This window comes from Psychromonas algarum, from assembly GCF_004376845.1.
GTDB lineage: Bacteria > Pseudomonadota > Gammaproteobacteria > Enterobacterales > Psychromonadaceae > Psychromonas.
Genome location: NZ_SNUW01000009.1, coordinates 108521 through 130399 on the forward strand (window position 1 = coordinate 108521; position 21879 = coordinate 130399).

Sequence of the window (21879 nt, forward strand, 5' to 3'; positions counted from 1 at the left end):
TTTAAGTGATGAAGATAAAACATGATCATTGAATATTTAAATGTAACAGTGCAATTTGCATCCCCTGATGCTACGTTTTCGGCTCATTAAATGATTAACTTTATCCCCTAGAAGGTTGTTTTTAGGGAAGCATTTTTATTACTTTTTGTTCAATTAGTCCATTTTTTAGATCTATTAAGTTGCCTTAATAAGTCTGAATGGTGTTGATAATAAAGATTTATGCTGGAGGTAGTTGATGAAAGAAAGACTCGCAATAATAGAAGGAGGTCGTAGCCCATTTTGTAAAGCGGGTACTGATTTCAAAGGTATGCAAGCAGATCAACTTGGTGCAGTTGTTGTACGGGAGTTGATGGCTAATTCTGTCTTAAACTATCAAGATGTTGATGAAGTTATTATCGGTAATGTTGCACAACCAGGCCATGCAGCTAATATTGCTCGTGTTATTGCATTACAAGGCGGTTTTCCTGTTGAAACAAGCGCTTATACTGTAAACCGTAATTGTGCCTCGGGCATGGAATCAATGACAACAGCTGCAAATAAAATTTTTGCAGGTGAAATTAAAACTGCGGTAGTTGGCGGCAGTGAGTCAATGTCTAGTATTCCTTTGCTGTATGGTCCTAAAATGACCCAATTCTTTATGCACATGATGATGGCTAAAACACCTGCCGCTAAGCTCAAAGTGTTATCTCAATTCCGCTTATCATTTTTAAAGCCCATTATTGGTATTGAATTAGGTTTAACCGATCCCGTTTGTGGTTTGAATATGGGAGAAACAGCAGAAGTCTTAGCGCGAGAATTTTCTATCACCCGTGAAGAGCAAGATAAATTTGCACTAAACAGTCATCAACTTGCTATTAAGGCGCAGCAAGCAGGTAAGTTTGCAGATGAAATTATTAGTGTTGCAAGCGCCCCTAAATACCAACATATGCAGCATCTTGATAATGGCCCTCGTGATGGACAAACTTTAGAAGCGCTTGCTAAGTTACGCCCTTATTTTGACCGATTAGCGGGCAGTGTGACAGTGGGTAACGCATGTCCAATAACTGATGGTGCCGTAGCATTTACAGTAATGGCTGAATCACAAGCTAAAGCAATGGGATTAACCCCGTTAGGTTACTTAAGAGATTATAGTTATGCCGGCTTAGCAGGCAATAGGATGGGACTTGGTCCTGTTTATGCTACAGCTAAATTAATAGAAAAATCTGGATTAGCAATGACAGACTTTGACCTGATAGAGCTAAATGAAGCCTTTGCAGTACAAGTAATTGCAAACCAACGAGCTTTTGACAGTAAACAGTTTGCTGAACAGTACCTGCAAAAATCACAAGCTATTGGTGAATTAGATCCAAGTAAGTTAAATATAAATGGTGGTGCCATTGCGCTAGGTCACCCAGTTGGAGCAACGGGAGGGCGCTTAATTTTAACCTTGCTGCATGAATTAAAACGTCAAGGATTACAGCGTGGTTTAGCCACCTTATGTATCGGTGGTGGACAAGGTGCCGCATTAGTATTGGAGGTCGAATAATGAAACACATTCAAATAGAAAAGAATGATTGGTTAATTCGAGTTACCTTTGATTTACAAGATCAAAAAATTAATAAGTTATCTGCCGAGGTAATGAAAGAATTATGCAAATTAATTAAAGAAATTAAAACTCTTCCACAAAAAATAGTGAGTTTTGAAAGTGCTAAAAAGAATATTTTCATTGCGGGGGCTGATATTGAAGAGTTACAGCAAATTGAGGATCCTGAAATGGCTAGAGAGAAAGCACAGCTAGGGCAGAAAATATTCAAACAAATCGAACTGTTACCACAAACGACAGTAGCCATTATCGATGGAGCCTGTGTCGGGGGCGGGTGTGAATTGGCATTAGCTTGTGATTTTCGTTTAGCCTCGGATAACTCTAAAACTAAAATAGGTTTACCTGAAGTAAAATTAGGGATTATCCCTGGTTGGGGGGGAACACAGCGTTTACCTCGTTTGATTGGATTAACAGAAGCGCTCACTATTATTTTAGCGGGCAAAATCGTGCCTGCAGCTAAAGCTTACCGTATTAAGTTAGTGGATCAAGTTATCTCATCTGCACAAATTGCATTACAAAAAGAGCAATTTTTAGAAAACCTAAAAGACAAACGTTTTCAAAAGCAGTTATTGAAGCGTAGACAGCCTAAAGGCTTTTTACAGAAAGTTACTGCGCTAGTGATGAACACACATCCCGCGCGTTTGTATATTCTGAAAAAAGCACATCAGAACGTAATGAAAACCACTAAAGGTCATTATCCTGCACCACTAGCGGTTATTGAAGTCTATCGTAAGCGTTGTAATTTTGATGAAGGTATTCAACGAGAATTAGATGCATTTTCAAATCTTGCGTCAACAGACATTTGTAAGAACCTTATTTCTTTATTTTTTCTTAATGAACAAGTTAAAAAAGAGCAAGCCGAACGTTACCCTCAAGTTATTGAACTACCAAATTCTGCTGCTGTATTAGGGGCGGGTGTGATGGGAGGTGGTATTGCTTGGTTAATGGCAAATAAAGGTCTTGCTGTGCGTGTTAAGGATATTAATTGGGCATCTATTGAATTGGGATATCAACAAGCTGTGACTTATTTTCATCAATTACAAAAACGTCATCGAATGACACAAAGTGCTGTTGATAGAGCAATGAATCGTATCGGTGGCACGTTAAAATATGAAGGATTTAACCATGCTCAAATAGCCGTTGAAGCTGTTGTTGAAGTGATGGATGTAAAAAAACAGGTCTTAAAAGAAGCTGAAGAAAAATTACCTGTAGATAGTTTGCTATGCACTAATACTTCAGCTTTATCGGTAACAGAAATGGCTTCGGTATTAGATCGTCCTGAACAGTTCTGCGGTATGCATTTTTTTAATCCAGTTAATAGGATGCCATTAGTAGAAATTGTGAAAGGTGAAAAAAGTAGTGAATTAACCATCGCCAAAGCGATTGCAATTAGCAAAGCTTGGGGGAAGGTTCCGATTGTTGTCGGTGATTGTCCAGGGTTTTTAGTTAATCGTATTTTATTACCTTATTTAAATGAAGCTGCGTATTTATTACAGGCAGGGGCTGATATTGAAAAGGTTGATCTCGCTATTAATGAATTTGGCATACCGATGGGACCTTTCCAATTAGCTGATGAAGTAGGGATTGATGTTGGTTATAAAGTTGCTGCGATATTAGAAGAAGGTTTTGGGGAGCGTATGGCTGTTGCGCCTATTTTGGCTCACATATATGGACCGTTAAAACTTTTGGGTAAAAAAGGAGGGCGAGGATTTTATCACTACGAAGGTAAGGAAGTAGAAGTTAATAAACTGTTATATCAAGCTCCAGGTGTTGCAAGTACTCGAGATATGAATCAAGAAGATATCATTAATCGTTTAATTTTGGTGATGGTGAATGAGGCGGCTCGTTGTATCGATGAAGGTGTTGTTGATAATGCAGGTCAGCTCGACTTAGCAATGGTTATGGGCACTGGATTCCCAGCGTGGCGAGGTGGTTTATGTCGTTGGGCAGACAGCATTGGCTGTGATGAGGTTGTAAAGCGTCTTAATAAATTACATCAAGAAGTGGGACTGCGTTATGAAGTTGCTCCTTATTTGAAAGAAAGAGCCGAGCAAGGGCTTGGTTTTTATGGATAACTTATCACCGTATAAGCTGTTTTTATTCGTACTAATTATTAGTTAAGGAGTGATTATGAGTTTTCCTGAAGATAAAAAAGTAGTTATTGATACTTCTAAAATGAGTGATGAAAAAGCTTCATCACTAAATATTACTGAAGATGCTCGTGAATCTGTATGGCAACATCCAAGTTTTGCTAAGTCTTTGTTTATGGGTGAATATAAATCAGAACTAATCCACCCATTTCCTACACAAGATCCTGAAGAAAAGCTTATTGGTGACGCTTTAGTGAAAGAAGTCGGAGTGGTATTAGCGGCTACCTTAGATGCAGACTTAGTAGATGAAACTCGTATTATTCCCACTGAGGCTATGCAGGCTCTGGCTAAGATTGGCGTGTTTTCCATGAAAATACCTAAAAAATATGGTGGATTAGGTTTATCACAAGTGAACTACAATCGTGTCTTAATGGCTATCGCTAGTCACTGTGGATCTACTGCGGTATTAGTTTCTGCTCATCAAAGTATCGGGGTTCCACAACCGATTAAATTATTTGGAACAGAAGAACAAAAACAACGTTTTCTACCTTTGTTTAAAGAAGGTGCCGTATCTGCTTTTGCTTTAACAGAGCCTAGTGTTGGATCGGATCCTGCTCAAATGCAAACTACAGCCACATTAAATGAAGCTGGTACCCATTATTTAATTAATGGTGAAAAGTTATGGTGTACCAATGGTCTTATTGCTGACTATTTGGTTGTCATGGCTTGTACAGCGCCAAAAATTATTAACGGAAAAGAAGTTAAACAGATTTCTGCTTTTATCGTTAAAGGTAAAAGTCCTGGAATGACCATTAAACATCGTTGTGATTTTATGGGAATTAGAGGTATTCAAAATGGTTTAATCGAGTTTAAAGATGTTGAAGTGGCTGTTGAAGATAGAATTTTAAATGAAGGGCAAGGTTTAAAAATTGCTTTAGCAACACTTAATACAGGTCGATTAACGATCCCTGCTGCAAGTACGGGAATGGCAAAACAGTGTCTAAATATGACTCGTCGTTGGGGAGGGAAACGAGTGCAATGGGGGTCTCCTATTGCTAAGCATGAAAAAGGTTCTAATCGTTTAGCTTATATCGCATCTACAACTTTTGCGATGGAAGCGGTCACTTGGTTAAGTAGCTTTATGGCAGATAAAGGTGACGTAGATATTCGCATGGAAGCAGCAATGGCTAAGTTGTTTTGTAGTGAAATGGCTTGGAGTGTGATGGATGAAACTGTGCAAATGTTTGGTGGGCGAGGATATGAAAAAGCTAGTTCATTAAAAGCTCGTGGAGAATTGCCTTTCCCTGTCGAGCGTATGTTACGTGACTGCCGAATAAATCGTATTATCGAAGGTACTACCGATATTATGGAGCTATTTTTAAGCCGTGAATCGTTAGATACACATCTATTGTTAGCTTCAGATTTAATTAAGCCTGGTGCAGATTTCACCAGCAAACGCGATGCAGCCTTTAAATTATTTAAAGAGTATGCGTCATGGTATCCATCACAAATTATCAATAAAGAGTTTATTGCACAGTTTACTGCTAGTGGGCCTTTATCTGAACATATTAATTATTGCCAGCGTACTTCACATCGCTTAGCACGTGTTTTATTTGAGCAAATGTTAATACATCGTGAGAAGTTAGAATTACGCCAAGAAACATTAGGCCACTTAATGACAATTGGTTGTGAAATTTTTGCAATGGCAACAACTTGTTCTTATGCAAAAAATCAAGTTGCATTAGGTAATGCAAATGCAATGTCATTAGCAGAACATCATTGTGTGTTAGCAACTGAAAGAATAGAAGGTCACTTTAAAGCATTATCGACGCCACAGCGTGACACTGCTAAAGCGATCACTGATGAAATTTTGAATGACCAATATCAATGGTTAGAAGAGGGCATTTATCCAATTCCAGAAGAGGGGTAGTTGTTATGTCCAATCGTCCAACATTGGAAAAACCAAGCTCTTCTTTTTTATTATCAGGAGTATTGCTACGGATTATTGAGAAGTTCTCAAAATCATCTGTTTCAGCAGAGGGAGTTGAGTACCTAAATGCTAATCCTACGTTATTTGTCGTTAATCATTTTACGCGTATGGAAACTGCATTGTTACCTCAAGCTTTATATAAGTTTAATGGTCAAATGGTGCATTCTTTAGCGGATAGTTCTTTATTTGTGGGCAAGTTTGGAAGTATTTTGGAATCTGTTGGAGCTTTACCTTTAAATTTACCAGGGCGTGATGAGAAGATAATTTCAGAGTTAATGCGTGGCACTTATAACTGGGTTATTTATCCAGAAGGTTCGATGGTCAAAACTAAAAAGGTGGTGGATAAAGGCCGCCTATTTATGCAAACACCTGATACATCAAGAGCTCCGCATACAGGTGCAGCGATATTAGCGTTAAAAACATTTTTAAAAAAAGAAGATTATAAAAAAGCAATTTCTGATAATAATGAAGATTTAATTAGTTATTATCAGGAAACTTATAACCTGCACGGTCCCGCTGATTTATCCCCTCTAGATTTATGTATTGTACCGGTGAATATTAGCTACTACCCATTACGACCCGGAAAAAATTTATTATCATCAGGAGCACAATTATTTTTTAAAGATTTATCCGACTCTGTAATGGAAGAGTTATTAGTTGAAGGTAATATTATTTTAGAAGAATGTGATATATCAATCTCTTTTGGTCGAGCAATTGAATTACGCCGTTTTACTAAACCTTATCGCCGTTTTATTTCATTATTTAGTTTTCTACTCTCACCTGATCAGCGTATGAACATTTTAATGAATGTTATGTGCCATCGTTTAACTAATCAATTTATGCAGCGTGTGTATACCAGTTTATCTATTAATATGGATCATTTAGTTGCAACTGCGTTACGCTTTGTTCCTGATAATGGCATTAAAGAATCAGATTTTAAAAAGGCTATTTATCTTGCCATTGTTCATATTAAAAAAAATAAGCAGAGACGCATTCATCATAGTTTAGCAGAGGGAGTGATTAATTTAGTTTCAGGCGAAAGCTATAAACCTTACGAATTAATCATGCAGTTAGTCTTACAGGAAAATGCAGCGAAGATTGAGAATGGGTTAATACTGGTTGACCATAGTAAAATTAAAATACCTCGACCTTTTCATCGGATGCGTATTGAAAGTACCGTAAGTGTGTTAGCCAATGAATTTGAAGTGATGACAAAATATGTAAAACATATTCAAAAATTGATTGCTACTTCCCCTAAAAAATTATCACTACAAGTTGCTTCATTAGTATTGAAAACAGATTGTAGTTTATTTGAAAATGAACGAATGCGTTCTTTTGACCGTTTATATACTAAAAAGAGAGTGATTGGTCGTCCACAATATTTAACAGGTAAATCGGATAAGCCTGGAATACTTCTGATCCATGGTTTTTTATCTTCACCTAAAGAAATGGAAGCATTAGGGAAGTTGTTTCATAAATTAGGTTATGGCGTTTATTTGGTTCGTTTAAGTGGCCATGGCACTCTTTCAAAAGAGATGCGCAATTGTACTGTAAAAGGGTGGTTAGAAGCAGTTAACCGTGGTTATGCTGTTTTATCTCATTATCATCAAAAAGTTTTAGTCGCTGGGTTTTCTGCTGGGGCGTTATTGGCATTAATTAAAAGTTGTGCAAATGTGGATAATATTATGGGAGTGGTTGCTATTAACCCTGCACTTACACTAAAACAAAAATCAGTATTATTTACTCCTTTATTAGATAATTGGAATAATATGCTAAATAGTTTTTCAATCGAAACGGGGACAGTAAAGTGGGTTGATAACGATCCTGAATATCCCGATAGCAATTATGATCGAATTTATATTTCTGGTTTACGTCAATTGTTAGCATTGCAAGAAAGTTGCCGAGAGCAACTAGATAAAGTGACATTACCATTGTTGGTTATTCAGAGTGAAAATGATCCAACCGTCGATTTTAGCAGTGCAGAAGATATTATTGATAAGGTATTAAGTGCAGATAAAGAGTTATGTGTTGTTGATGCAAATTGTCACGTTATTGTGAGAGGGGATAAGATTGAAGAAGTGTACCAGTCGATATTAACCTTTATAGAAAAAGTTAACTGAGATGGTACATTCAAGGTGGCTTATTAATTTATTAGAAGATATGGCGTTGTTTATCTAAATTAATAATTTTAGCATTTTCAGTGTCAGTATTAATTTCAATACCTTCTTCAAGTAATAATGCAATTTTTTTATCCGTTCCTAAAGCATATTTCCCAATCAAACCATTGCTATTTACCACACGGTGGCAAGGAACAACGATAACATCAGGGTTCTTTGCCATTGCGTTACCTACTGCTTGGTAAGCTTTACCACCAAGTTGATGAGCGATATCAGCATAGGTCACTACTTTACCTTTTGGAATTTCACGTAGTAAATCATAACATTGCTGATTAAATGATTTATTTGAATCCATTTACCTCTTGCTCCGTTAAAAAGCGAGATTCGCCTAGTGCTAAATTAAGATCTAATTCAACATTGCCTATTTTTTCTCGATGTAGTTTGGTGACATAGTTCCCCACTGCTGCAAACATACGTTTTACTTGATGGTATTTACCTTCACTAATCGTTAATAACACTTCCTTTTCGCTTAATACTTCGAGTTTTGCTGGTAAGCAAGGATTTGCTTCGCTTTTTAATTGAATACCTTCAGAAAATTGTTTAATGAGATCGTCATTAATTGGCTCTTGCAGAGAAATTCGGTAACGTTTTTCACACTTTTTACGTGGACTCGTGACCTGATGTGACCATTGGCCATCATCTGTAATTAAAATTAATCCTGTTGTATCTGCATCTAATCGACCTGCAATGAAGACATTTTGCTTTTTCTCTATGTCGATTAGGTTTAATAAGCTCGGCATTTGTTCATCAACATTTGAGCTGATATATCCTTGCGGTTTATTAAGCATAATGTAACGAAAGCCTCGAGTTGTTAGTACTTGGCCTTTCATTTCAATAACATCATCCGCAACTATTTTATAAGAGCCGCTGCGTAATACACCGTGCTGGTTGCTGATTGTTCCTCTGCGAATTGCACTTTTGGCTTCGCTGCGGCTTAATTCTGTTGATTCACAGATAAATTTATCAAGTCTCATTATATTCTTCTTTAAGTTAAGTAGATGAAGGTTGAGCAAGTAACTCGCAGATACAGTTTTTTAAGAATGCGTGAGCTTGTTTTTGTCCAGTAAAATTATGTTGTTGTACTATTTCTTGCCAGCTATGATTTTGAATTACTTTTTGTATTATACAATGTTGCTGTTTGCTACTAAGTGCATCTAATGATCTTGTATATAATAATTCAATGAGTAAATATTCGATATTTTCATAACTTTGATTTGCTTCGGTATAAGCAATTAATGGTTGCTCTATCGCAGGCGTTGATTGTTTACTTATTATTTGCGGCCATAAAAGCACAATTAATTCAGGATTTAAATATTTAAGTTGTCGGCTGAGTTGTATTTTAACCTGTTTCTTAAAATCAGTCTGTATTTGATGGTGTAATTCTTTGCCTTGAAGACTTAAAGGTAAGTTCACCATGAATGAATGCTCACCACTACTTTTATCTTTACGTGTACCGATACGTAATATTTGTAATTGATGACGTAACCAAAATCGTAATAAATAATCACTACCAGCAAAACTAGCGCTTATATGGTCGAACTCTTTTGCTTTAGCCCAATTAATTATCCAGTCTAATAATTGGCTACCTAATAATTTTTTTTGTAATAATGGTTGTATAGCAATACGTTGAATTCGTGCATAAGATTGTGTTGCAGCCAGTTTGAAACCACTATGAAAGGTTAGTGATTGTGCAATTAGGTGTCCTTTGGGTCTGCGTTGGCCTTGGTAAATTTGCTGACTGATATCTTTATCAAATCCACCTTCGTTATTAATTAATGCAATACCTAATATTTGATTATTTTGTTGAACGGCAATGATGCTTTGTTGTTGGTCATTTAATAAAGTAACTAAATCAGAAGGTTTAGTTTGATAATGTGCATTAACTAAAAGAGAGAATAGTTGATTTAATAATTTTGGTTGTTGTATTAAATCGGCTTTATTAATGATCTCGATAGTAGGGCTGTGAAGTTGATCTTCTATTGGTTTGAGCAGTGGAGTGATTTCCATTAAACATAAGCTAGAAAGAGTAAATTTCTCAACTGGATCATTTTCAGCCCATCGTATTGCTTGGTTTAAATGTAAGTTTCGATAGTTTGGTGCTATTTCCTTTAGCTGTTGCTGAAAGCGTAAAGCAAAACCTCGCCCAGATCCTTCGTAACCAAATTGTGTGGTTGCAAAAACAAGCCGTGAATAATGCTTTGTAAAAGCAACTAATTGTTTAATTGGAATAGCGGCAGCTTCATCAATAATTAATAAGTCACAGGATGGCTTTTCTAAAGCAAGTGCATCAGGTGCGATAAATTCTAATTTTATGTGATTGTTTGGATCGTCTAATATTAATGCGGCATGTTTATATAAAGTAGAAACGGCTTGTTTACTAGGAGCGCAAATCAGTATTTTTGATAAGCCTCGATTAACTAATGTTGCTGCTGCTATGCCTAATGCTGCAGACTTTCCTCTGCCCCGATTTGCTGTTAAGACTAAAGGACGACGTCGATGTCCCGTAACTGTTTGTATGATACTTTCAATGGCATATTGTTGTTCTATGAGATGCAGGTTATTAACCCTAACTTTTGTTAAATCATTGGCTTGAGTTAGAAAAGAAGCTAAACCTTGTTCTTTTAATAATGGAAACTGATGCAAACTTAATTGTTGAATTATATATTGGTAGAAATAATCTGTTGCATTGATTTCTTCTGGGAGAAGCAAAACAATGATTGCTCCTCCACATACGGATCCTTCTGCAGCGGCAAACATATTTGCATCAAAATTTTGTTGCATATTCAATATCAGTAATTGAGTGTCTTGACCTAATAAACTCTTATAGGGAGTAGAGGTTACATTAGTAGGACTTTCACCACACCAGTTATAGTCAATGCTTTCATACTCAATTACTTCAATTGCTTGTTTAAAGCACCAAGATTGACTTCCTTGTAAACAATATAATTGTCTATGGTGAGTTTGTTGAGCTAAGCACTTAAGTTGTTGGTAAAACTGGGTCGCTGTTGACACAAGAGATCCTAAAGTAATATTAAAGAGTGATAGATCCTCAATGAGGATAAAATGTAGCATAAAAATCTGTTGTAATACGAGTAAGATAGGGATCTTGCCTATAAATTAAGTCTGCAGATCCTTTTGAATGTTTTTTAAACAAAACAACAATAAAAACTTGCCTTAGCTAACAGATAATGTATTATACGCCCACTTGCCAATATGGCAGGTGGGTTTTTTAAGCCCATAGCCAGATAATATATTGGTTATCAAAAATGACTCCCGATTGGGGAGCTACTAGTTTGAATATACACTTGAGATCTATCTTGGATAGGTTGTCAGGTGTTTATTTGTATGTTGTATTTTTAACTATTGGAGTTTTGGTCCATGCAGAACCAAAGAATCCGTATCCGCCTTAAAGCTTTTGATCATAAACTGATCGATCAATCAACGGCGGAGATCGTTGAAACTGCAAAGCGCACAGGTGCTCAGGTACGTGGTCCTATCCCACTACCTACTCGTAAAGAGCGTTTCACAGTACTAACTTCACCGCATGTTAATAAAGATGCGCGTGACCAGTATGAGATTCGTACTCACAAGCGCTTGATTGATATCGTAGAACCAACTGAAAAGACTGTTGACGCACTAATGAAGCTAGATCTAGCTGCTGGCGTTGATGTTCAAATCAGTTTGGGTTAGAGAGGAGTTATCGTAATGACAATCGGTCTAGTAGGTCGTAAAGTTGGTATGACTCGCATCTTCACTGAAGATGGTGTCTCTATCCCAGTTACAGTTCTAGAATGTTCACCAAACCGTGTTACTCAAGTTAAATCACTTGATACTGATGGCTACCAAGCTATTCAAGTAACAGCAGGCTCTAAAAAAGCAAGCCGTGTAAACAAACCTGAAGCTGGTCACTTTGCGAAAGCAGGTGTTGAAGCAGGTCGTGGTTTATGGGAATTCCGCCTTGGTCAAGACGAAGGTGCAGATATTCAAGTTGGTGCTGAGCTAAGCGTTGAGTTGTTCAACGAAATAAATAAAGTAGATGTTACTGGTCAATCTAAAGGTAAAGGTTTCCAAGGTGCTGTTAAGCGTTGGAATTTCTCTATGCAAGATGCGACTCACGGTAACTCTATAAGCCACCGTGCTCCAGGTTCAATTGGCCAATGTCAAACACCTGGACGCGTATTTAAAGGCAAGAAAATGGCTGGTCACATGGGTGCTGAGCGTGTTACGACTCAAAACCTTGAAGTTGTTCGCGTAGACATTGAACGCAACTTACTGCTCGTTAAAGGTGCAGTAGCTGGTGCGAAAAATGGCGACGTATTCATCAAACCTGCTGTTAAAGCATAGCCGAGGAGTTAGTAATGGAATTGGTATTGAAAGATGCACAAAGTGCTCTTGAAGTTTCTGACACTACCTTTGGACGTGAATACAACGAAGCCCTTGTACATCAGGTAGTCGTTGCATATGCAGCTGGTGCTCGTCAAGGTACTCGCGCTCAGAAAACCCGTAGTGAAGTTCGCGGTGGTGGTAAGAAGCCATGGCGTCAAAAGGGTACTGGCCGCGCACGTGCAGGTACAATCCGAAGCCCTATTTGGGTAGGTGGTGGTGTAACTTTTGCAGCTCGTCCTCAGGACCATAGCCAGAAAGTTAACAAAAAAATGTATCGTGGTGCAGTGAGAAGTATTCTTTCTGAGTTAGTTCGTCAGGATCGTCTAATCGTTGTCGAGAAATTTACTGTTGAGGCTCCTAAAACTAAAGAGCTTGCAGCTAAATTAAAAGACCTGGATCTTAAAGATGTTTTAATCATCACTGAAGAATTAGATGAAAATCTGTTCTTAGCAGCGCGCAACTTATACAAAGTTGACGTTCGTGATGTGCAAGGTATTGACCCAGTTAGCCTAATCGCGTTTGATAAAGTTTTAGTAACTGCTGATGCAGTGAAAAAGATTGAGGAGAGCCTAGCATGATCAGTGAAGCACGTTTACTGCAAGTTATTCTAGCCCCGCATGTCTCTGAAAAGGGAACTTTATCTGCTGAAAACCATAACACTATGGTATTCAAAGTTGCAGGTACTGCGACTAAAGCAGAAGTCAAAGCGGCAGTTCAGAAGTTATTTGATGTTGAAGTTACTGGTGTTCGCACACTAAACGTGAAGGGTAAAACCAAGCGTACAGGTCAACGTATGGGTCGCCGTAGCGACTGGAAAAAAGCATACGTTACTCTGGCTGAAGGTGCAGATATTAGTTTCGATGGCGCTGAGTAGAGGAATTATTTATGGCTATTGTAAAATGTAAGCCTACATCTCCAGGTCGTCGCCACTTAGTTAAAGTGGTAAACAACGATCTGCATAAAGGCAAGCCATACGCTCCACTTTTAGAGTCAAAATCTAAATCTGGTGGTCGTAATAATGGCGGTCGTATTACGGTTCGACATATCGGTGGTGGTCATAAACAACACTATCGTTTAGTTGACTTTAAACGTAATAAAGATGGTATCCCAGCAAAAGTTGAGCGTTTGGAATATGATCCAAACCGTAGTGCAAACATTGCACTAGTACTTTATGCTGACGGTGAACGTCGTTACATCCTTGCCCCTAAAGGCTTGGTTGCTGGTGATGTGATCCAATCTGGTGAAGATGCACCGATCAAAGCAGGTAACTGCTTACCGATGCGTAACATCCCAGTAGGTACAACAGTACACGCTGTAGAAATGAAACCTGCTAAAGGTGCACAAATTGCACGTTCAGCTGGTGCATACAGCCAAATTATAGCTCGTGATGGTGCTTACGTTACTCTACGTTTACGTAGTGGTGAAATGCGTAAAATCCCTGCTGAGTGTCGTGCAACAATCGGTGAAGTTGGTAATGCAGAACATATGCTACGTCAACTAGGTAAAGCTGGTGCTACGCGTTGGCGTGGTGTTCGTCCTACCGTCCGTGGTGTTGTAATGAACCCAGTAGATCACCCACATGGTGGTGGTGAAGGTAAAACAAGTGGTGGTCGTCACCCTGTTTCTCCTTGGGGTGTTCCAACTAAGGGTTACAAAACTCGTAAGAACAAGAAAACTGATCAGTATATTGTTCGTCGTCGCAATAAGAAATAAGTAGAGGTATCGCCATGCCACGTTCTCTCAAGAAGGGTCCTTTCATTGACCTACACTTGCTGAAGAAGGTAGAGAAAGCGGTTGACAGTAACGAGAAAAAGCCTATTAAGACTTGGTCTCGTCGCTCTATGATCATTCCTGATATGATTGGTCTAACTATCGCTGTCCATAACGGGCGTCAACACGTGCCAGTATTTGTAACTGATGAAATGATCGGTCACAAACTGGGTGAATTTGCACCAACTCGTACTTACCGTGGCCATGTCGCGGATAAGAAAGCGAAGAAATAGAGGTAATTATGGAAGCTTTAGCTAAACATTTATACGCTCGTTCTTCAGCTCAGAAAGCGCGTTTGGTGGCAGATCAAGTACGTGGTCTTCCAGTAGAAAAAGCACTAGAACTTTTATCATACAGCCCTAAGAAAGCTGCTGTTTTGATTAAAAAAGTTGTAGATTCTGCAATTGCAAACGCCGAGCATAATGAAGGCGCTGATGTTGATGAGCTAGTTATCACAAAAATTTGTGTTGACGAAGGTCCAACAATGAAGCGTATCATGCCGCGTGCGAAAGGCCGTGCCGATCGCATTATGAAGCGTTCTTGCCATATCACAGTAGTGGTATCAGACAGGGGTTAAACAATGGGACAGAAAGTTCATCCTAACGGTATTCGCCTAGGTATCACTAAAGCATTTAGCTCTACTTGGTATGCAGGCAAAAAAGATTTTGCAGATAACTTATACAGTGATTTTCAAATCCGTAAATTCTTAACAGAGAAATTGAAAAATGCTTCTTTGTCTAAAATTACTATTGAACGTCCAGCGAAAAGCGTACGTGTGACTATTCACACAGCTCGTCCTGGTGTTGTAATTGGTAAAAAAGGCGAAGATGTTGAATTGCTACGCACAGCTATTGCTAAAATGGCCGGCGTTCCAGCTCAAATCAATATCTCAGAAGTTCGTAAACCTGAACTTGACGCAAAACTAGTAGCAGATTCAATCTCTTCTCAGTTAGAGCGTCGTGTTATGTTCCGTCGTGCTATGAAGCGTGCGGTACAAAATGCTATGCGTCTAGGCGCTAAAGGTATCAAAGTTCAAGTTAGTGGTCGTCTTGGTGGTGCAGAAATCGCTCGTGACGAATGGTATCGTGAAGGTCGTGTACCTCTACATACTCTTCGTGCCGATATTGATTACTCAACATCAGAAGCATTGACTGTTTACGGTATCATTGGTGTTAAGGTTTGGATATTTAAAGGTGAGATTCTTGGTGGTTTACCACTTCAACAAGAAGAAGCGCCAGCTAAACCAAAACGCAAAGGTCGCGGTAAGTAGGAGTAAAATCTAATGATGCAACCAAAACGTATGAAGTTCCGCAAAATGATGAAAGGCCGCAACCGTGGTCTTTCTAAAGGCGCGGAAGTAAGCTTTGGCGAATTTGGCTTAAAAGCAACTGGTCGTGGTCGAATTACTGCTCGTCAAATCGAAGCAGCACGTCGTGCAATGACTCGTCATGTTAAACGTCAAGGTAAAATCTGGATCCGTGTGTTCCCTGATAAACCGATTACTAGCAAACCGTTAGAAGTGCGCCAAGGTAAAGGTAAAGGTAACGTGGAATATTGGGTTGCTCAAACTCAGCCAGGTAAAGTTCTTTATGAAATGGAAGGTGTTCCAGAAGCATTGGCTCGTGAAGCATTTGCTCTTGCAGCAGCTAAATTGCCAGTGGCAACAACTTTCGTAACTCGTAAGGTGATGTAATGAAAGCTAACGAACTTAAAGAAAAAAGCGTTGAAGAGCTTAATGCTGAACTTCTAAACTTATTACGTGAGCAATTTAACTTACGTATGCAGTTAAACACAGGTCAGTTAGAAAAGCCGCACTCAATTAAACAAGTGCGTCGTGACATTGCCCGTGTTAAGACAGTATTAAATCAGAAGGCAGGTGCGTAATGAGCGAAAAGAATACTCGTACTCTTCAAGGTAAAGTAATCAGTGCAAAGATGGATAAATCTATCGTTGTTGCAGTTGAACGTAAAGTGAAGCACCCGTTATACGGTAAATTCATGAAGCGTACTACTAAGCTACATGCACATGATGAAACAAACCAATGTAACGAAGGTGATATTGTACTAGTTAGTGAATGTCGTCCTTTATCTAAGACTAAGTCTTGGACATTGGCACAAATCGTAACCAAAGCATAATTAACTGTTTTTACAGCTAATTTAATTTGATTACATAAGCGAAACGGTACTCAATTTTTGAGTGCCGTTTTTTTAGACTATCTTTCTAATAAAGTTGGTGGTATGATGCCGCTCCCTGAAAATATGGGAACACGACTCAATTAGAGAGTATCAATAGTAAATAGCGGAGCACTATAATGATCCAAATGCAAAGTGTGCTAGATGTCGCCGACAATAGTGGCGCTCGACGCGTAATGTGTATTAAGGTCCTTGGTGGCTCGCATCGCCGTTATGCAGCAATCGGTGACATCATCAAAGTTTCTGTGAAGGAAGCAATTCCTCGCGGTAAAATTAAAAAAGGTGATGTTCATTCAGCTGTGGTAGTGCGTACCAGAAAAGGTGTACGTCGTCCCGATGGTTCTGTTATTCGTTTTGATCGCAACGCTGCGGTTATCTTGAATGCAAACAACCAGCCAGTCGGTACACGTATCTTTGGCCCTGTAACCCGTGAGCTACGAAATGAAAATTTCATGAAGATAGTTTCACTGGCGCCAGAAGTACTGTAAGGAACCGAAAATGGCAGCAAAAATAAAACGTGACGATGAAGTAATTGTTATTGCCGGTAAAGATAAAGGTAAAACTGGGAAAGTTTCTCAAGTTTTAGCTAACGGTAAAGTAATTATTGACGGTGTAAATGTTCAAAAGAAACACCAAAAGCCAAACCCTCAAGCGGGTGTGACTGGCGGTATTATTGAACAAAATGCACCAATCGAAGTATCAAATGTTGCGATCTACAACTCGGCAACGAGTAAAGCAGATCGTGTTGGTTTTAGAATTGAAGACGGCAAAAAAGTTCGTTTCTTCAAGTCTAATAATGAACTTGTGAAGTAACTGGAGTTTACGATGGCGAAACTGCATGATTTCTATAAAGACAACGTGGTGTCTGATTTGCAAAAGCAATTCGACTATACGTCTGTCATGCAAGTCCCTCGAATAGAGAAAATCACCCTTAATATGGGTGTTGGTGAAGCACTGGCTGATAAAAAAGTCCTAGAGCACGCTGCGTCAGATATGGCAGCAATCTCTGGTCAAAAGCCAATGATCACTAAAGCACGCCGCTCTGTGGCAGGCTTCAAAATTCGTGAAGGCTACCCGATTGGTTGTAAAGTAACACTACGTGGAGAGCGTATGTGGGATTTCTTTGAGCGTTTGGTAACAATCGCTATCCCGCGTGTACGTGATTTCCGTGGCCTGAATGCTAAGTCATTCGATGGTCGTGGTAACTACTCTATGGGTGTTCGTGAGCAAATCATTTTCCCTGAAATCGATTACGATAAAGTTGATAAAGTACGTGGTTTAGATATCACAATTACTACTTCAGCTAAGTCTGACGAAGAAGCGCGCGCACTTTTGTCTGCGTTCAACTTCCCATTCCGTAAGTAAGGATAAAGAAAATGGCTAAACAATCAATGAAAGCGCGTGAAGTAAAACGTGAGAAGCTAGTTGCAAAGTTCGCTGAAAAGCGCGCTGCATTAAAAGCAACTATCAACAATGTGAATACTTCTGACGAAGATCGTTGGAACGCAGTGTTAGAGCTTCAATCGCTACCTCGTGATTCAAGCTCAGTACGTCAACGTAACCGTTGTAACGTTACTGGTCGTCCACATGGTTATCTTCGTAAATTTGGCATGAGCCGTATTAAGGTTCGTGAGCATATGATGCGCGGAGAAATCCCTGGCCTGAAAAAAGCCAGCTGGTAATCAATTAATCACGGAGTAAATAGTTATGAGCATGCAAGATCCTATTTCGGATATGCTAACGCGTATTCGTAACGGTCAAGCAGCAAGCAAAGTATCTGTTAAGATGCCTTCTTCTAAGCAAAAAGTTGCAATTGCAGCTGTGCTTAAAGCAGAAGGTTACATTGCAGATTTCGCTGTTGCTGGTGACACAAAGCCTGAATTAGAAGTTACTTTAAAGTACTTCGAAGGCAAAAAAGTAATCGATACTATCAAACGAGTAAGCCGTCCAGGTCTTCGTATCTATAAAGGTGCAAATGATCTTCCTAAGGTTATGGCTGGTTTAGGTATTGCGATTGTTTCAACTTCTCAAGGTGTAATGACTGACCGAGCTGCGCGTAATGCAAGCATCGGCGGTGAGATCATCTGTTACGTATCTTAAGGAGTAATCTATGTCTCGTATAGCAAAGGCACCGATTACTGTTCCTGCTGGCGTAGAAGTGAAAGTAAATGGTCAAGAGATCACTGTTAAAAGTGGTAAAAGCGAATTAGTTCGTACTCTTAATGATGCTGTTGTTGTTAACTTAGAAGATGGCGTATTATCTTTTGCACCTGTTGAAGGTGTATCTGGCGCATGGGCACAAGCAGGTACTGCACGTGCTAACGTTAATAACATGGTTGTAGGTGTAACTGAAGGCTTTAAGAAGACTCTTCTTCTTCAAGGTGTTGGTTACCGTGCACAAGTTAAAGGTCAAGATGTAAACCTAACATTAGGTTTCTCTCACCCTGTTGTATATGCATTACCTGAAGGCATTTCTGCTACGGCTCCTAGCCAAACAGAAATCGTTATCGAAGGTTCTGATAAACAACAAGTAGGCCAAGTAGCTGCAGAGATTCGTGCATTCCGTCCACCAGAGCCTTACAAAGGCAAGGGTGTTCGTTACGCTGATGAAAATGTGCGTCGTAAAGAAGCGAAGAAAAAGTAAGGTAAGACTATGGATAAGAAAGCATCTCGTCTTCGTCGTGCTACTCGCACACGTAAGAAATTGCAAGATCTTGGTGCAACTCGTCTTGTGATCAACCGTACACCTCGCCATACTTACGCGCAGGTAATTACAGCAGACGCACAAGTCGTAGCAAGCGCTTCTACATTAGAAAAAGAAGTGCGTGCACAAGTTAACAACGGTGGTAATAAAGAAGCAGCTCAACTAATTGGTAAATTAGTTGCAGAGCGTGCGGTAGAGAAAGGAATTTCTAAAATTTCTTTTGACCGTAGCGGTTTCCAATACCACGGTCGTGTTGCAGCACTAGCTAACGCAGCTCGTGAAGCTGGTCTACAGTTCTAAGGGTAAAGATTATGTCAAAAGTAGAATCTCAAACCGGTGATCTGAACGAAAAGCTAATCGCAGTAAACCGTGTTTCAAAAGTAGTTAAAGGTGGTCGCATCTTTAGCTTTACAGCACTAACAGTTGTTGGTGATGGTAATGGTCGTGTTGGTTTCGGCTATGGTAAAGCACGTGAAGTTCCAGCAGCTATTCAAAAAGCTATGGAAAAAGCACGTCGCAATATCAGCGAAATTCAATTAAAAGGTAACACTCTGCAGCATCCTGTTAAGGGCCGTCATTCTGGTTCTAAGGTATATATGCAACCAGCATCGGAAGGTACTGGTATCATCGCAGGTGGTGCAATGCGTGCCGTGTTAGAAGTTGTTGGTGTACAAAACGTACTATCAAAAGCTTACGGCTCAACTAACCCAATTAACGTTGTACGCGCTACGATGGATGCACTAGAGAGCATGAACTCTCCAGAGCAAATCGCAGCTAAGCGTGGCTTAAACGTTAGTGATATCCTGGGGTAATTCAGCATGGCTACTAAAACGATTAAAGTAACTCAAAGCAAAAGTGCAATTGGCCGTTTACCAAAGCACCGTGCAACATTAACAGGTCTAGGCCTGCGTCGCATCGGTCATACTGTTGAGTTGCAAGACACTCCAGCAGTACGTGGTATGGTTAATAAAGTTTACTATATGGTTAAGGTTGAGGGGTAAAATGATGAAATTAAATACTTTATCTCCAGCTGCTGGTTCTAAACCAGTACGTAAACGTGTCGGTCGTGGTATCGGTTCTGGACTTGGTAAAACTGGTGGCCGCGGTCACAAAGGCCAAAAGTCTCGTTCAGGTGGTACTGTACGTCCTGGTTTTGAAGGCGGTCAAATGCCATTAAAACAGCGTTTACCAAAATTCGGTTTCACATCTCGTAAATCTCTAGTTAGCGGTGAAGTTCGTTTGAACGAAATTGCTAAAGTAGAAGGCGATTTAGTGACACTAGAAACGTTGAAACAGGCAGGTCTACTAACAAACACTACTAAGTTTGCTAAAGTAGTTCTATCTGGTGAGATCTCACGCTCAGTAACAGTACAAGGCCTTGGTGTAACCAAAGGTGCGCGTGCTGCGATTGAAGCGGCGGGCGGAAAAATCGAGGAATAATAGGTAATGGCTAAGAAACCAGGATTAGATTCGAAGGCGGCACAAGGAAGCAATTTAAGCGAACTTAAAACACGTTTATTATTTGTTTTAGGCGCTATATTAGTGTTCCGTGCAGGTTCTTTTGTTCCGATTCCTGGTATTGACGCCGCTGTCCTAGCTGATTTATTTCAACAGCAAAAGGGTACCATCATAGAAATGTTTAACATGTTCTCTGGTGGTGCGCTTGAGCGTGCTTCTATCTTTGCATTGGGTATTATGCCGTACATTTCGGCTTCTATTATTATCCAACTGCTTACGGTAGTTCATCCTCCTTTAGCGGAGCTAAAGAAAGAGGGTGAAGCTGGTCGTCGTAAGATAAACCAGTACACACGCTACGGTACTTTGGTATTAGGTACATTCCAAGCAATTGGTATTGCAACCGGTTTGCCTTCGATGATGCCTGGACTTGTTGAAAATGCAGGTTTAAGCTTTTACATCACGGCAGTTGTGAGCTTAGTGACAGGAACTATGTTCCTTATGTGGCTAGGTGAACAAATTACTGAACGCGGTATCGGTAATGGTATTTCTATCATTATCTTTGTAGGTATTATTGCTGGATTGCCTGCGGCAATCGGGCAAACAGCTGAGCAAGCACGACAAGGTGAAATTCATCTTCTAGTGTTATTAGCATTAATTGTTATCGTTTTTGCAACTACTGCATTTGTAGTATTTGTTGAACGTGGTCAACGACGTATTGTTGTTAACTACGCGAAACGTCAACAAGGCCGTAAGGTTTTTGCTGCGCAAAGCACTCACTTGCCATTGAAATTGAATATGGCTGGTGTAATTCCTGCAATTTTTGCCTCGAGTGTTATCTTATTTCCTGGTACTATTGCCCAGTGGTTTGGTCAGACTGAAGGTTTAAGTTGGTTATCGGATGTTTCTTTGGCATTACAGCCAGGACAACCGTTGCATATGATGTTATATGCAGCCGCTATTATCTTCTTTTGCTTCTTTTATACTGCACTTACGTTTAATCCACGTGAGACAGCAGATAATTTGAAGAAAAGCGGTGCCTTTATCCCAGGAATCCGTCCAGGAGAACAAACATCACGTTACATTGATAAAGTGATGACACGCCTAACATTAGCTGGCGCGTTATATATCACCTTTATTTGTTTGATTCCCGAGTTTATGATGGTTGCAATGAATACGCAGTTCTACTTCGGTGGTACGTCGTTATTAATTATTGTTGTTGTTATCATGGACTTTATGGCACAGGTGCAGACTCATTTGATGTCTAATCAATATGATTCTGTCTTGAAAAAAGCTAACTTGAAAGATTATGGTAAATAACCAGTCTGATAGTTATAATCACGGAGTGTTGCAATGAAAGTTCGTGCATCCGTTAAAAAAATCTGTCGTAACTGCAAAGTTATCAAACGCCACGGTGTGGTGCGAGTTATCTGCGTAGAGCCAAAGCATAAACAACGCCAAGGCTAGTTAGAAAGATTTTGGATATATATCAGCTTAGGTGAATTTTTCATCTAAGCTGTGTTTTGTTTGCTA

At 39.4% G+C, this 21879-nt stretch carries 30 protein-coding genes; 27 read left to right on the plus strand and 3 right to left on the minus strand.

From position 1 onward, the window contains the following. Positions 1-235 precede the first annotated feature (235 nt). Genes E2R68_RS09840 through E2R68_RS09855 form a run of 4 tightly spaced genes read left to right on the plus strand, consistent with a single transcriptional unit; the run spans position 236 to position 7782 of the window. A complete protein-coding gene (locus E2R68_RS09840) occupies positions 236-1525 on the plus strand; it encodes a thiolase family protein (protein ID WP_134277528.1) in 1290 nt (429 codons plus the stop codon). Further along, positions 1525-3657, plus strand: a complete 2133-nt coding sequence (locus E2R68_RS09845; protein WP_166738844.1) for a 3-hydroxyacyl-CoA dehydrogenase NAD-binding domain-containing protein — start codon at positions 1525-1527, stop codon at positions 3655-3657. The genes E2R68_RS09840 and E2R68_RS09845 overlap by 1 nt, the downstream gene beginning before the upstream one ends. A 55-nt stretch (positions 3658-3712) precedes the next feature. After that, positions 3713-5602, plus strand: a complete 1890-nt coding sequence (locus tag E2R68_RS09850) for an acyl-CoA dehydrogenase family protein (protein WP_134277530.1) — start codon at positions 3713-3715, stop codon at positions 5600-5602. A 5-nt stretch (positions 5603-5607) separates the two neighbouring features. Further along, positions 5608-7782: an alpha/beta fold hydrolase gene (locus E2R68_RS09855; protein WP_134277531.1), complete on the plus strand. Its 2175-nt coding sequence runs from the start codon at positions 5608-5610 to the stop codon at positions 7780-7782. A gap of 31 nt (positions 7783-7813) precedes the next feature. On the opposite strand, the gene E2R68_RS09860 is transcribed toward E2R68_RS09855, so the two are convergent. Genes E2R68_RS09860 through E2R68_RS09870 form a run of 3 tightly spaced genes read right to left on the minus strand, consistent with a single transcriptional unit; the run spans position 7814 to position 10851 of the window. Next, a complete protein-coding gene (locus tag E2R68_RS09860) occupies positions 7814-8134 on the minus strand; it encodes an MGMT family protein (protein ID WP_134277532.1) in 321 nt (106 codons plus the stop codon). Beyond that, positions 8121-8813 (minus strand): pseudouridine synthase, encoded by a 693-nt coding sequence (locus E2R68_RS09865; RefSeq protein WP_134277533.1) that lies wholly within the window; start codon positions 8811-8813, stop codon positions 8121-8123. Before E2R68_RS09865 ends, E2R68_RS09860 begins: the two co-directional genes overlap by 14 nt. 16 nt (positions 8814-8829) lie before the next feature. Continuing rightward, positions 8830-10851, minus strand: coding sequence for a tRNA(Met) cytidine acetyltransferase TmcA (locus E2R68_RS09870; protein WP_243834642.1), 2022 nt, complete (start codon positions 10849-10851; stop codon positions 8830-8832). Between the two features lie 366 nt (positions 10852-11217). Here E2R68_RS09870 and rpsJ point away from each other — a divergent pair, with 366 nt between their 5' ends. The 23 genes from rpsJ (at position 11218) to rpmJ (ending at position 21813) form a co-directional block, all read left to right on the plus strand. Next, complete coding sequence (gene rpsJ, locus E2R68_RS09875) at positions 11218-11529, plus strand: 30S ribosomal protein S10 (protein WP_025563085.1); 312 nt, start codon at positions 11218-11220, stop codon at positions 11527-11529. A 15-nt stretch (positions 11530-11544) separates the two neighbouring features. Further along, positions 11545-12183: a 50S ribosomal protein L3 gene (rplC, locus tag E2R68_RS09880; RefSeq protein ID WP_028869308.1), complete on the plus strand. Its 639-nt coding sequence runs from the start codon at positions 11545-11547 to the stop codon at positions 12181-12183. Positions 12184-12197: 14 nt separating this feature from the next. Further along, positions 12198-12803: a 50S ribosomal protein L4 gene (gene rplD / locus E2R68_RS09885; RefSeq protein WP_028869307.1), complete on the plus strand. Its 606-nt coding sequence runs from the start codon at positions 12198-12200 to the stop codon at positions 12801-12803. Next, the gene (gene rplW, locus E2R68_RS09890) at positions 12800-13099 is read left to right on the plus strand and encodes a 50S ribosomal protein L23 (protein WP_134277535.1); all 300 of its coding nucleotides are present in this window, start codon (positions 12800-12802) and stop codon (positions 13097-13099) included. The genes rplD and rplW overlap by 4 nt, the downstream gene beginning before the upstream one ends. A gap of 11 nt (positions 13100-13110) precedes the next feature. Beyond that, positions 13111-13938: a 50S ribosomal protein L2 gene (rplB, locus tag E2R68_RS09895; protein ID WP_134277536.1), complete on the plus strand. Its 828-nt coding sequence runs from the start codon at positions 13111-13113 to the stop codon at positions 13936-13938. A gap of 14 nt (positions 13939-13952) precedes the next feature. Beyond that, the gene (gene rpsS / locus E2R68_RS09900) at positions 13953-14228 is read left to right on the plus strand and encodes a 30S ribosomal protein S19 (protein ID WP_025563080.1); all 276 of its coding nucleotides are present in this window, start codon (positions 13953-13955) and stop codon (positions 14226-14228) included. 8 nt (positions 14229-14236) lie between these two features. Next, positions 14237-14572, plus strand: coding sequence for a 50S ribosomal protein L22 (rplV, locus tag E2R68_RS09905; RefSeq protein ID WP_025563079.1), 336 nt, complete (start codon positions 14237-14239; stop codon positions 14570-14572). Positions 14573-14575: 3 nt separating this feature from the next. Continuing rightward, entirely contained in the window at positions 14576-15265 is a 690-nt protein-coding gene (gene rpsC, locus E2R68_RS09910) for a 30S ribosomal protein S3 (RefSeq protein WP_025563078.1), read from the plus strand. Between the two features lie 12 nt (positions 15266-15277). Continuing rightward, complete coding sequence (gene rplP / locus E2R68_RS09915) at positions 15278-15688, plus strand: 50S ribosomal protein L16 (RefSeq protein ID WP_025563077.1); 411 nt, start codon at positions 15278-15280, stop codon at positions 15686-15688. Then, a complete protein-coding gene (gene rpmC / locus E2R68_RS09920) occupies positions 15688-15879 on the plus strand; it encodes a 50S ribosomal protein L29 (RefSeq protein WP_028869303.1) in 192 nt (63 codons plus the stop codon). Before rplP ends, rpmC begins: the two co-directional genes overlap by 1 nt. After that, positions 15879-16130 (plus strand): 30S ribosomal protein S17, encoded by a 252-nt coding sequence (gene rpsQ / locus E2R68_RS09925; protein WP_028869302.1) that lies wholly within the window; start codon positions 15879-15881, stop codon positions 16128-16130. The genes rpmC and rpsQ overlap by 1 nt, the downstream gene beginning before the upstream one ends. A 176-nt stretch (positions 16131-16306) precedes the next feature. After that, the gene (gene rplN, locus E2R68_RS09930; protein ID WP_025563074.1) at positions 16307-16675 is read left to right on the plus strand and encodes a 50S ribosomal protein L14; all 369 of its coding nucleotides are present in this window, start codon (positions 16307-16309) and stop codon (positions 16673-16675) included. Positions 16676-16685: 10 nt separating this feature from the next. Beyond that, positions 16686-17000, plus strand: coding sequence for a 50S ribosomal protein L24 (rplX, locus tag E2R68_RS09935; RefSeq protein WP_134277537.1), 315 nt, complete (start codon positions 16686-16688; stop codon positions 16998-17000). A 12-nt stretch (positions 17001-17012) separates the two neighbouring features. Further along, positions 17013-17552: a 50S ribosomal protein L5 gene (rplE, locus tag E2R68_RS09940; RefSeq protein ID WP_113819682.1), complete on the plus strand. Its 540-nt coding sequence runs from the start codon at positions 17013-17015 to the stop codon at positions 17550-17552. Positions 17553-17563: 11 nt separating this feature from the next. Next, complete coding sequence (gene rpsN, locus E2R68_RS09945) at positions 17564-17869, plus strand: 30S ribosomal protein S14 (protein ID WP_028869300.1); 306 nt, start codon at positions 17564-17566, stop codon at positions 17867-17869. A gap of 25 nt (positions 17870-17894) precedes the next feature. Continuing rightward, a complete protein-coding gene (rpsH, locus tag E2R68_RS09950) occupies positions 17895-18287 on the plus strand; it encodes a 30S ribosomal protein S8 (RefSeq protein ID WP_134277538.1) in 393 nt (130 codons plus the stop codon). A 10-nt stretch (positions 18288-18297) separates the two neighbouring features. Then, positions 18298-18831 (plus strand): 50S ribosomal protein L6, encoded by a 534-nt coding sequence (gene rplF / locus E2R68_RS09955; RefSeq protein ID WP_134277539.1) that lies wholly within the window; start codon positions 18298-18300, stop codon positions 18829-18831. 9 nt (positions 18832-18840) lie between these two features. After that, positions 18841-19191 carry a 50S ribosomal protein L18 gene (gene rplR, locus E2R68_RS09960; protein ID WP_134277540.1) on the plus strand — a complete coding sequence of 117 codons (351 nt, stop codon included), beginning with the start codon at positions 18841-18843 and terminating at the stop codon, positions 19189-19191. Positions 19192-19202: 11 nt separating this feature from the next. After that, on the plus strand, positions 19203-19703 hold the full coding sequence (gene rpsE, locus E2R68_RS09965) for a 30S ribosomal protein S5 (RefSeq protein WP_025563067.1): 501 nt from the start codon (positions 19203-19205) through the stop codon (positions 19701-19703). A gap of 6 nt (positions 19704-19709) precedes the next feature. Then, complete coding sequence (gene rpmD / locus E2R68_RS09970; RefSeq protein WP_134277541.1) at positions 19710-19892, plus strand: 50S ribosomal protein L30; 183 nt, start codon at positions 19710-19712, stop codon at positions 19890-19892. 4 nt (positions 19893-19896) lie between these two features. After that, positions 19897-20331, plus strand: a complete 435-nt coding sequence (gene rplO, locus E2R68_RS09975) for a 50S ribosomal protein L15 (protein WP_134277587.1) — start codon at positions 19897-19899, stop codon at positions 20329-20331. 6 nt (positions 20332-20337) lie between these two features. Further along, positions 20338-21666: a preprotein translocase subunit SecY gene (gene secY, locus E2R68_RS09980; protein WP_134277542.1), complete on the plus strand. Its 1329-nt coding sequence runs from the start codon at positions 20338-20340 to the stop codon at positions 21664-21666. Positions 21667-21699: 33 nt separating this feature from the next. Continuing rightward, complete coding sequence (rpmJ, locus tag E2R68_RS09985) at positions 21700-21813, plus strand: 50S ribosomal protein L36 (protein WP_011770886.1); 114 nt, start codon at positions 21700-21702, stop codon at positions 21811-21813. Positions 21814-21879: the final 66 nt, after the last annotated feature.

Bases quoted from the DNA above. Each gene is read 5' to 3' on its own strand.
- E2R68_RS09840 (WP_134277528.1), top strand. From the start codon at position 236: ATGAAAGAAAGACTCGCAATAATAGAAGGAGGTCGTAGCCCATTTTGT.
- E2R68_RS09845 (WP_166738844.1), top strand. From the start codon at position 1,525: ATGAAACACATTCAAATAGAAAAGAATGATTGGTTAATTCGAGTTACC.
- E2R68_RS09850 (WP_134277530.1), top strand. From the start codon at position 3,713: ATGAGTTTTCCTGAAGATAAAAAAGTAGTTATTGATACTTCTAAAATG.
- E2R68_RS09855 (WP_134277531.1), top strand. From the start codon at position 5,608: ATGTCCAATCGTCCAACATTGGAAAAACCAAGCTCTTCTTTTTTATTA.
- E2R68_RS09860 (WP_134277532.1), bottom strand. From the start codon at position 8,134: ATGGATTCAAATAAATCATTTAATCAGCAATGTTATGATTTACTACGT.
- E2R68_RS09865 (WP_134277533.1), bottom strand. From the start codon at position 8,813: ATGAGACTTGATAAATTTATCTGTGAATCAACAGAATTAAGCCGCAGC.
- rpsJ (WP_025563085.1), top strand. From the start codon at position 11,218: ATGCAGAACCAAAGAATCCGTATCCGCCTTAAAGCTTTTGATCATAAA.
- rplC (WP_028869308.1), top strand. From the start codon at position 11,545: ATGACAATCGGTCTAGTAGGTCGTAAAGTTGGTATGACTCGCATCTTC.
- rplD (WP_028869307.1), top strand. From the start codon at position 12,198: ATGGAATTGGTATTGAAAGATGCACAAAGTGCTCTTGAAGTTTCTGAC.
- rplW (WP_134277535.1), top strand. From the start codon at position 12,800: ATGATCAGTGAAGCACGTTTACTGCAAGTTATTCTAGCCCCGCATGTC.
- rplB (WP_134277536.1), top strand. From the start codon at position 13,111: ATGGCTATTGTAAAATGTAAGCCTACATCTCCAGGTCGTCGCCACTTA.
- rpsS (WP_025563080.1), top strand. From the start codon at position 13,953: ATGCCACGTTCTCTCAAGAAGGGTCCTTTCATTGACCTACACTTGCTG.
- rplV (WP_025563079.1), top strand. From the start codon at position 14,237: ATGGAAGCTTTAGCTAAACATTTATACGCTCGTTCTTCAGCTCAGAAA.
- rpsC (WP_025563078.1), top strand. From the start codon at position 14,576: ATGGGACAGAAAGTTCATCCTAACGGTATTCGCCTAGGTATCACTAAA.
- rplP (WP_025563077.1), top strand. From the start codon at position 15,278: ATGATGCAACCAAAACGTATGAAGTTCCGCAAAATGATGAAAGGCCGC.
- rpmC (WP_028869303.1), top strand. From the start codon at position 15,688: ATGAAAGCTAACGAACTTAAAGAAAAAAGCGTTGAAGAGCTTAATGCT.
- rpsQ (WP_028869302.1), top strand. From the start codon at position 15,879: ATGAGCGAAAAGAATACTCGTACTCTTCAAGGTAAAGTAATCAGTGCA.
- rplN (WP_025563074.1), top strand. From the start codon at position 16,307: ATGATCCAAATGCAAAGTGTGCTAGATGTCGCCGACAATAGTGGCGCT.
- rplX (WP_134277537.1), top strand. From the start codon at position 16,686: ATGGCAGCAAAAATAAAACGTGACGATGAAGTAATTGTTATTGCCGGT.
- rplE (WP_113819682.1), top strand. From the start codon at position 17,013: ATGGCGAAACTGCATGATTTCTATAAAGACAACGTGGTGTCTGATTTG.
- rpsN (WP_028869300.1), top strand. From the start codon at position 17,564: ATGGCTAAACAATCAATGAAAGCGCGTGAAGTAAAACGTGAGAAGCTA.
- rpsH (WP_134277538.1), top strand. From the start codon at position 17,895: ATGAGCATGCAAGATCCTATTTCGGATATGCTAACGCGTATTCGTAAC.
- rplF (WP_134277539.1), top strand. From the start codon at position 18,298: ATGTCTCGTATAGCAAAGGCACCGATTACTGTTCCTGCTGGCGTAGAA.
- rplR (WP_134277540.1), top strand. From the start codon at position 18,841: ATGGATAAGAAAGCATCTCGTCTTCGTCGTGCTACTCGCACACGTAAG.
- rpsE (WP_025563067.1), top strand. From the start codon at position 19,203: ATGTCAAAAGTAGAATCTCAAACCGGTGATCTGAACGAAAAGCTAATC.
- rpmD (WP_134277541.1), top strand. From the start codon at position 19,710: ATGGCTACTAAAACGATTAAAGTAACTCAAAGCAAAAGTGCAATTGGC.
- rplO (WP_134277587.1), top strand. From the start codon at position 19,897: ATGAAATTAAATACTTTATCTCCAGCTGCTGGTTCTAAACCAGTACGT.
- secY (WP_134277542.1), top strand. From the start codon at position 20,338: ATGGCTAAGAAACCAGGATTAGATTCGAAGGCGGCACAAGGAAGCAAT.
- rpmJ (WP_011770886.1), top strand. From the start codon at position 21,700: ATGAAAGTTCGTGCATCCGTTAAAAAAATCTGTCGTAACTGCAAAGTT.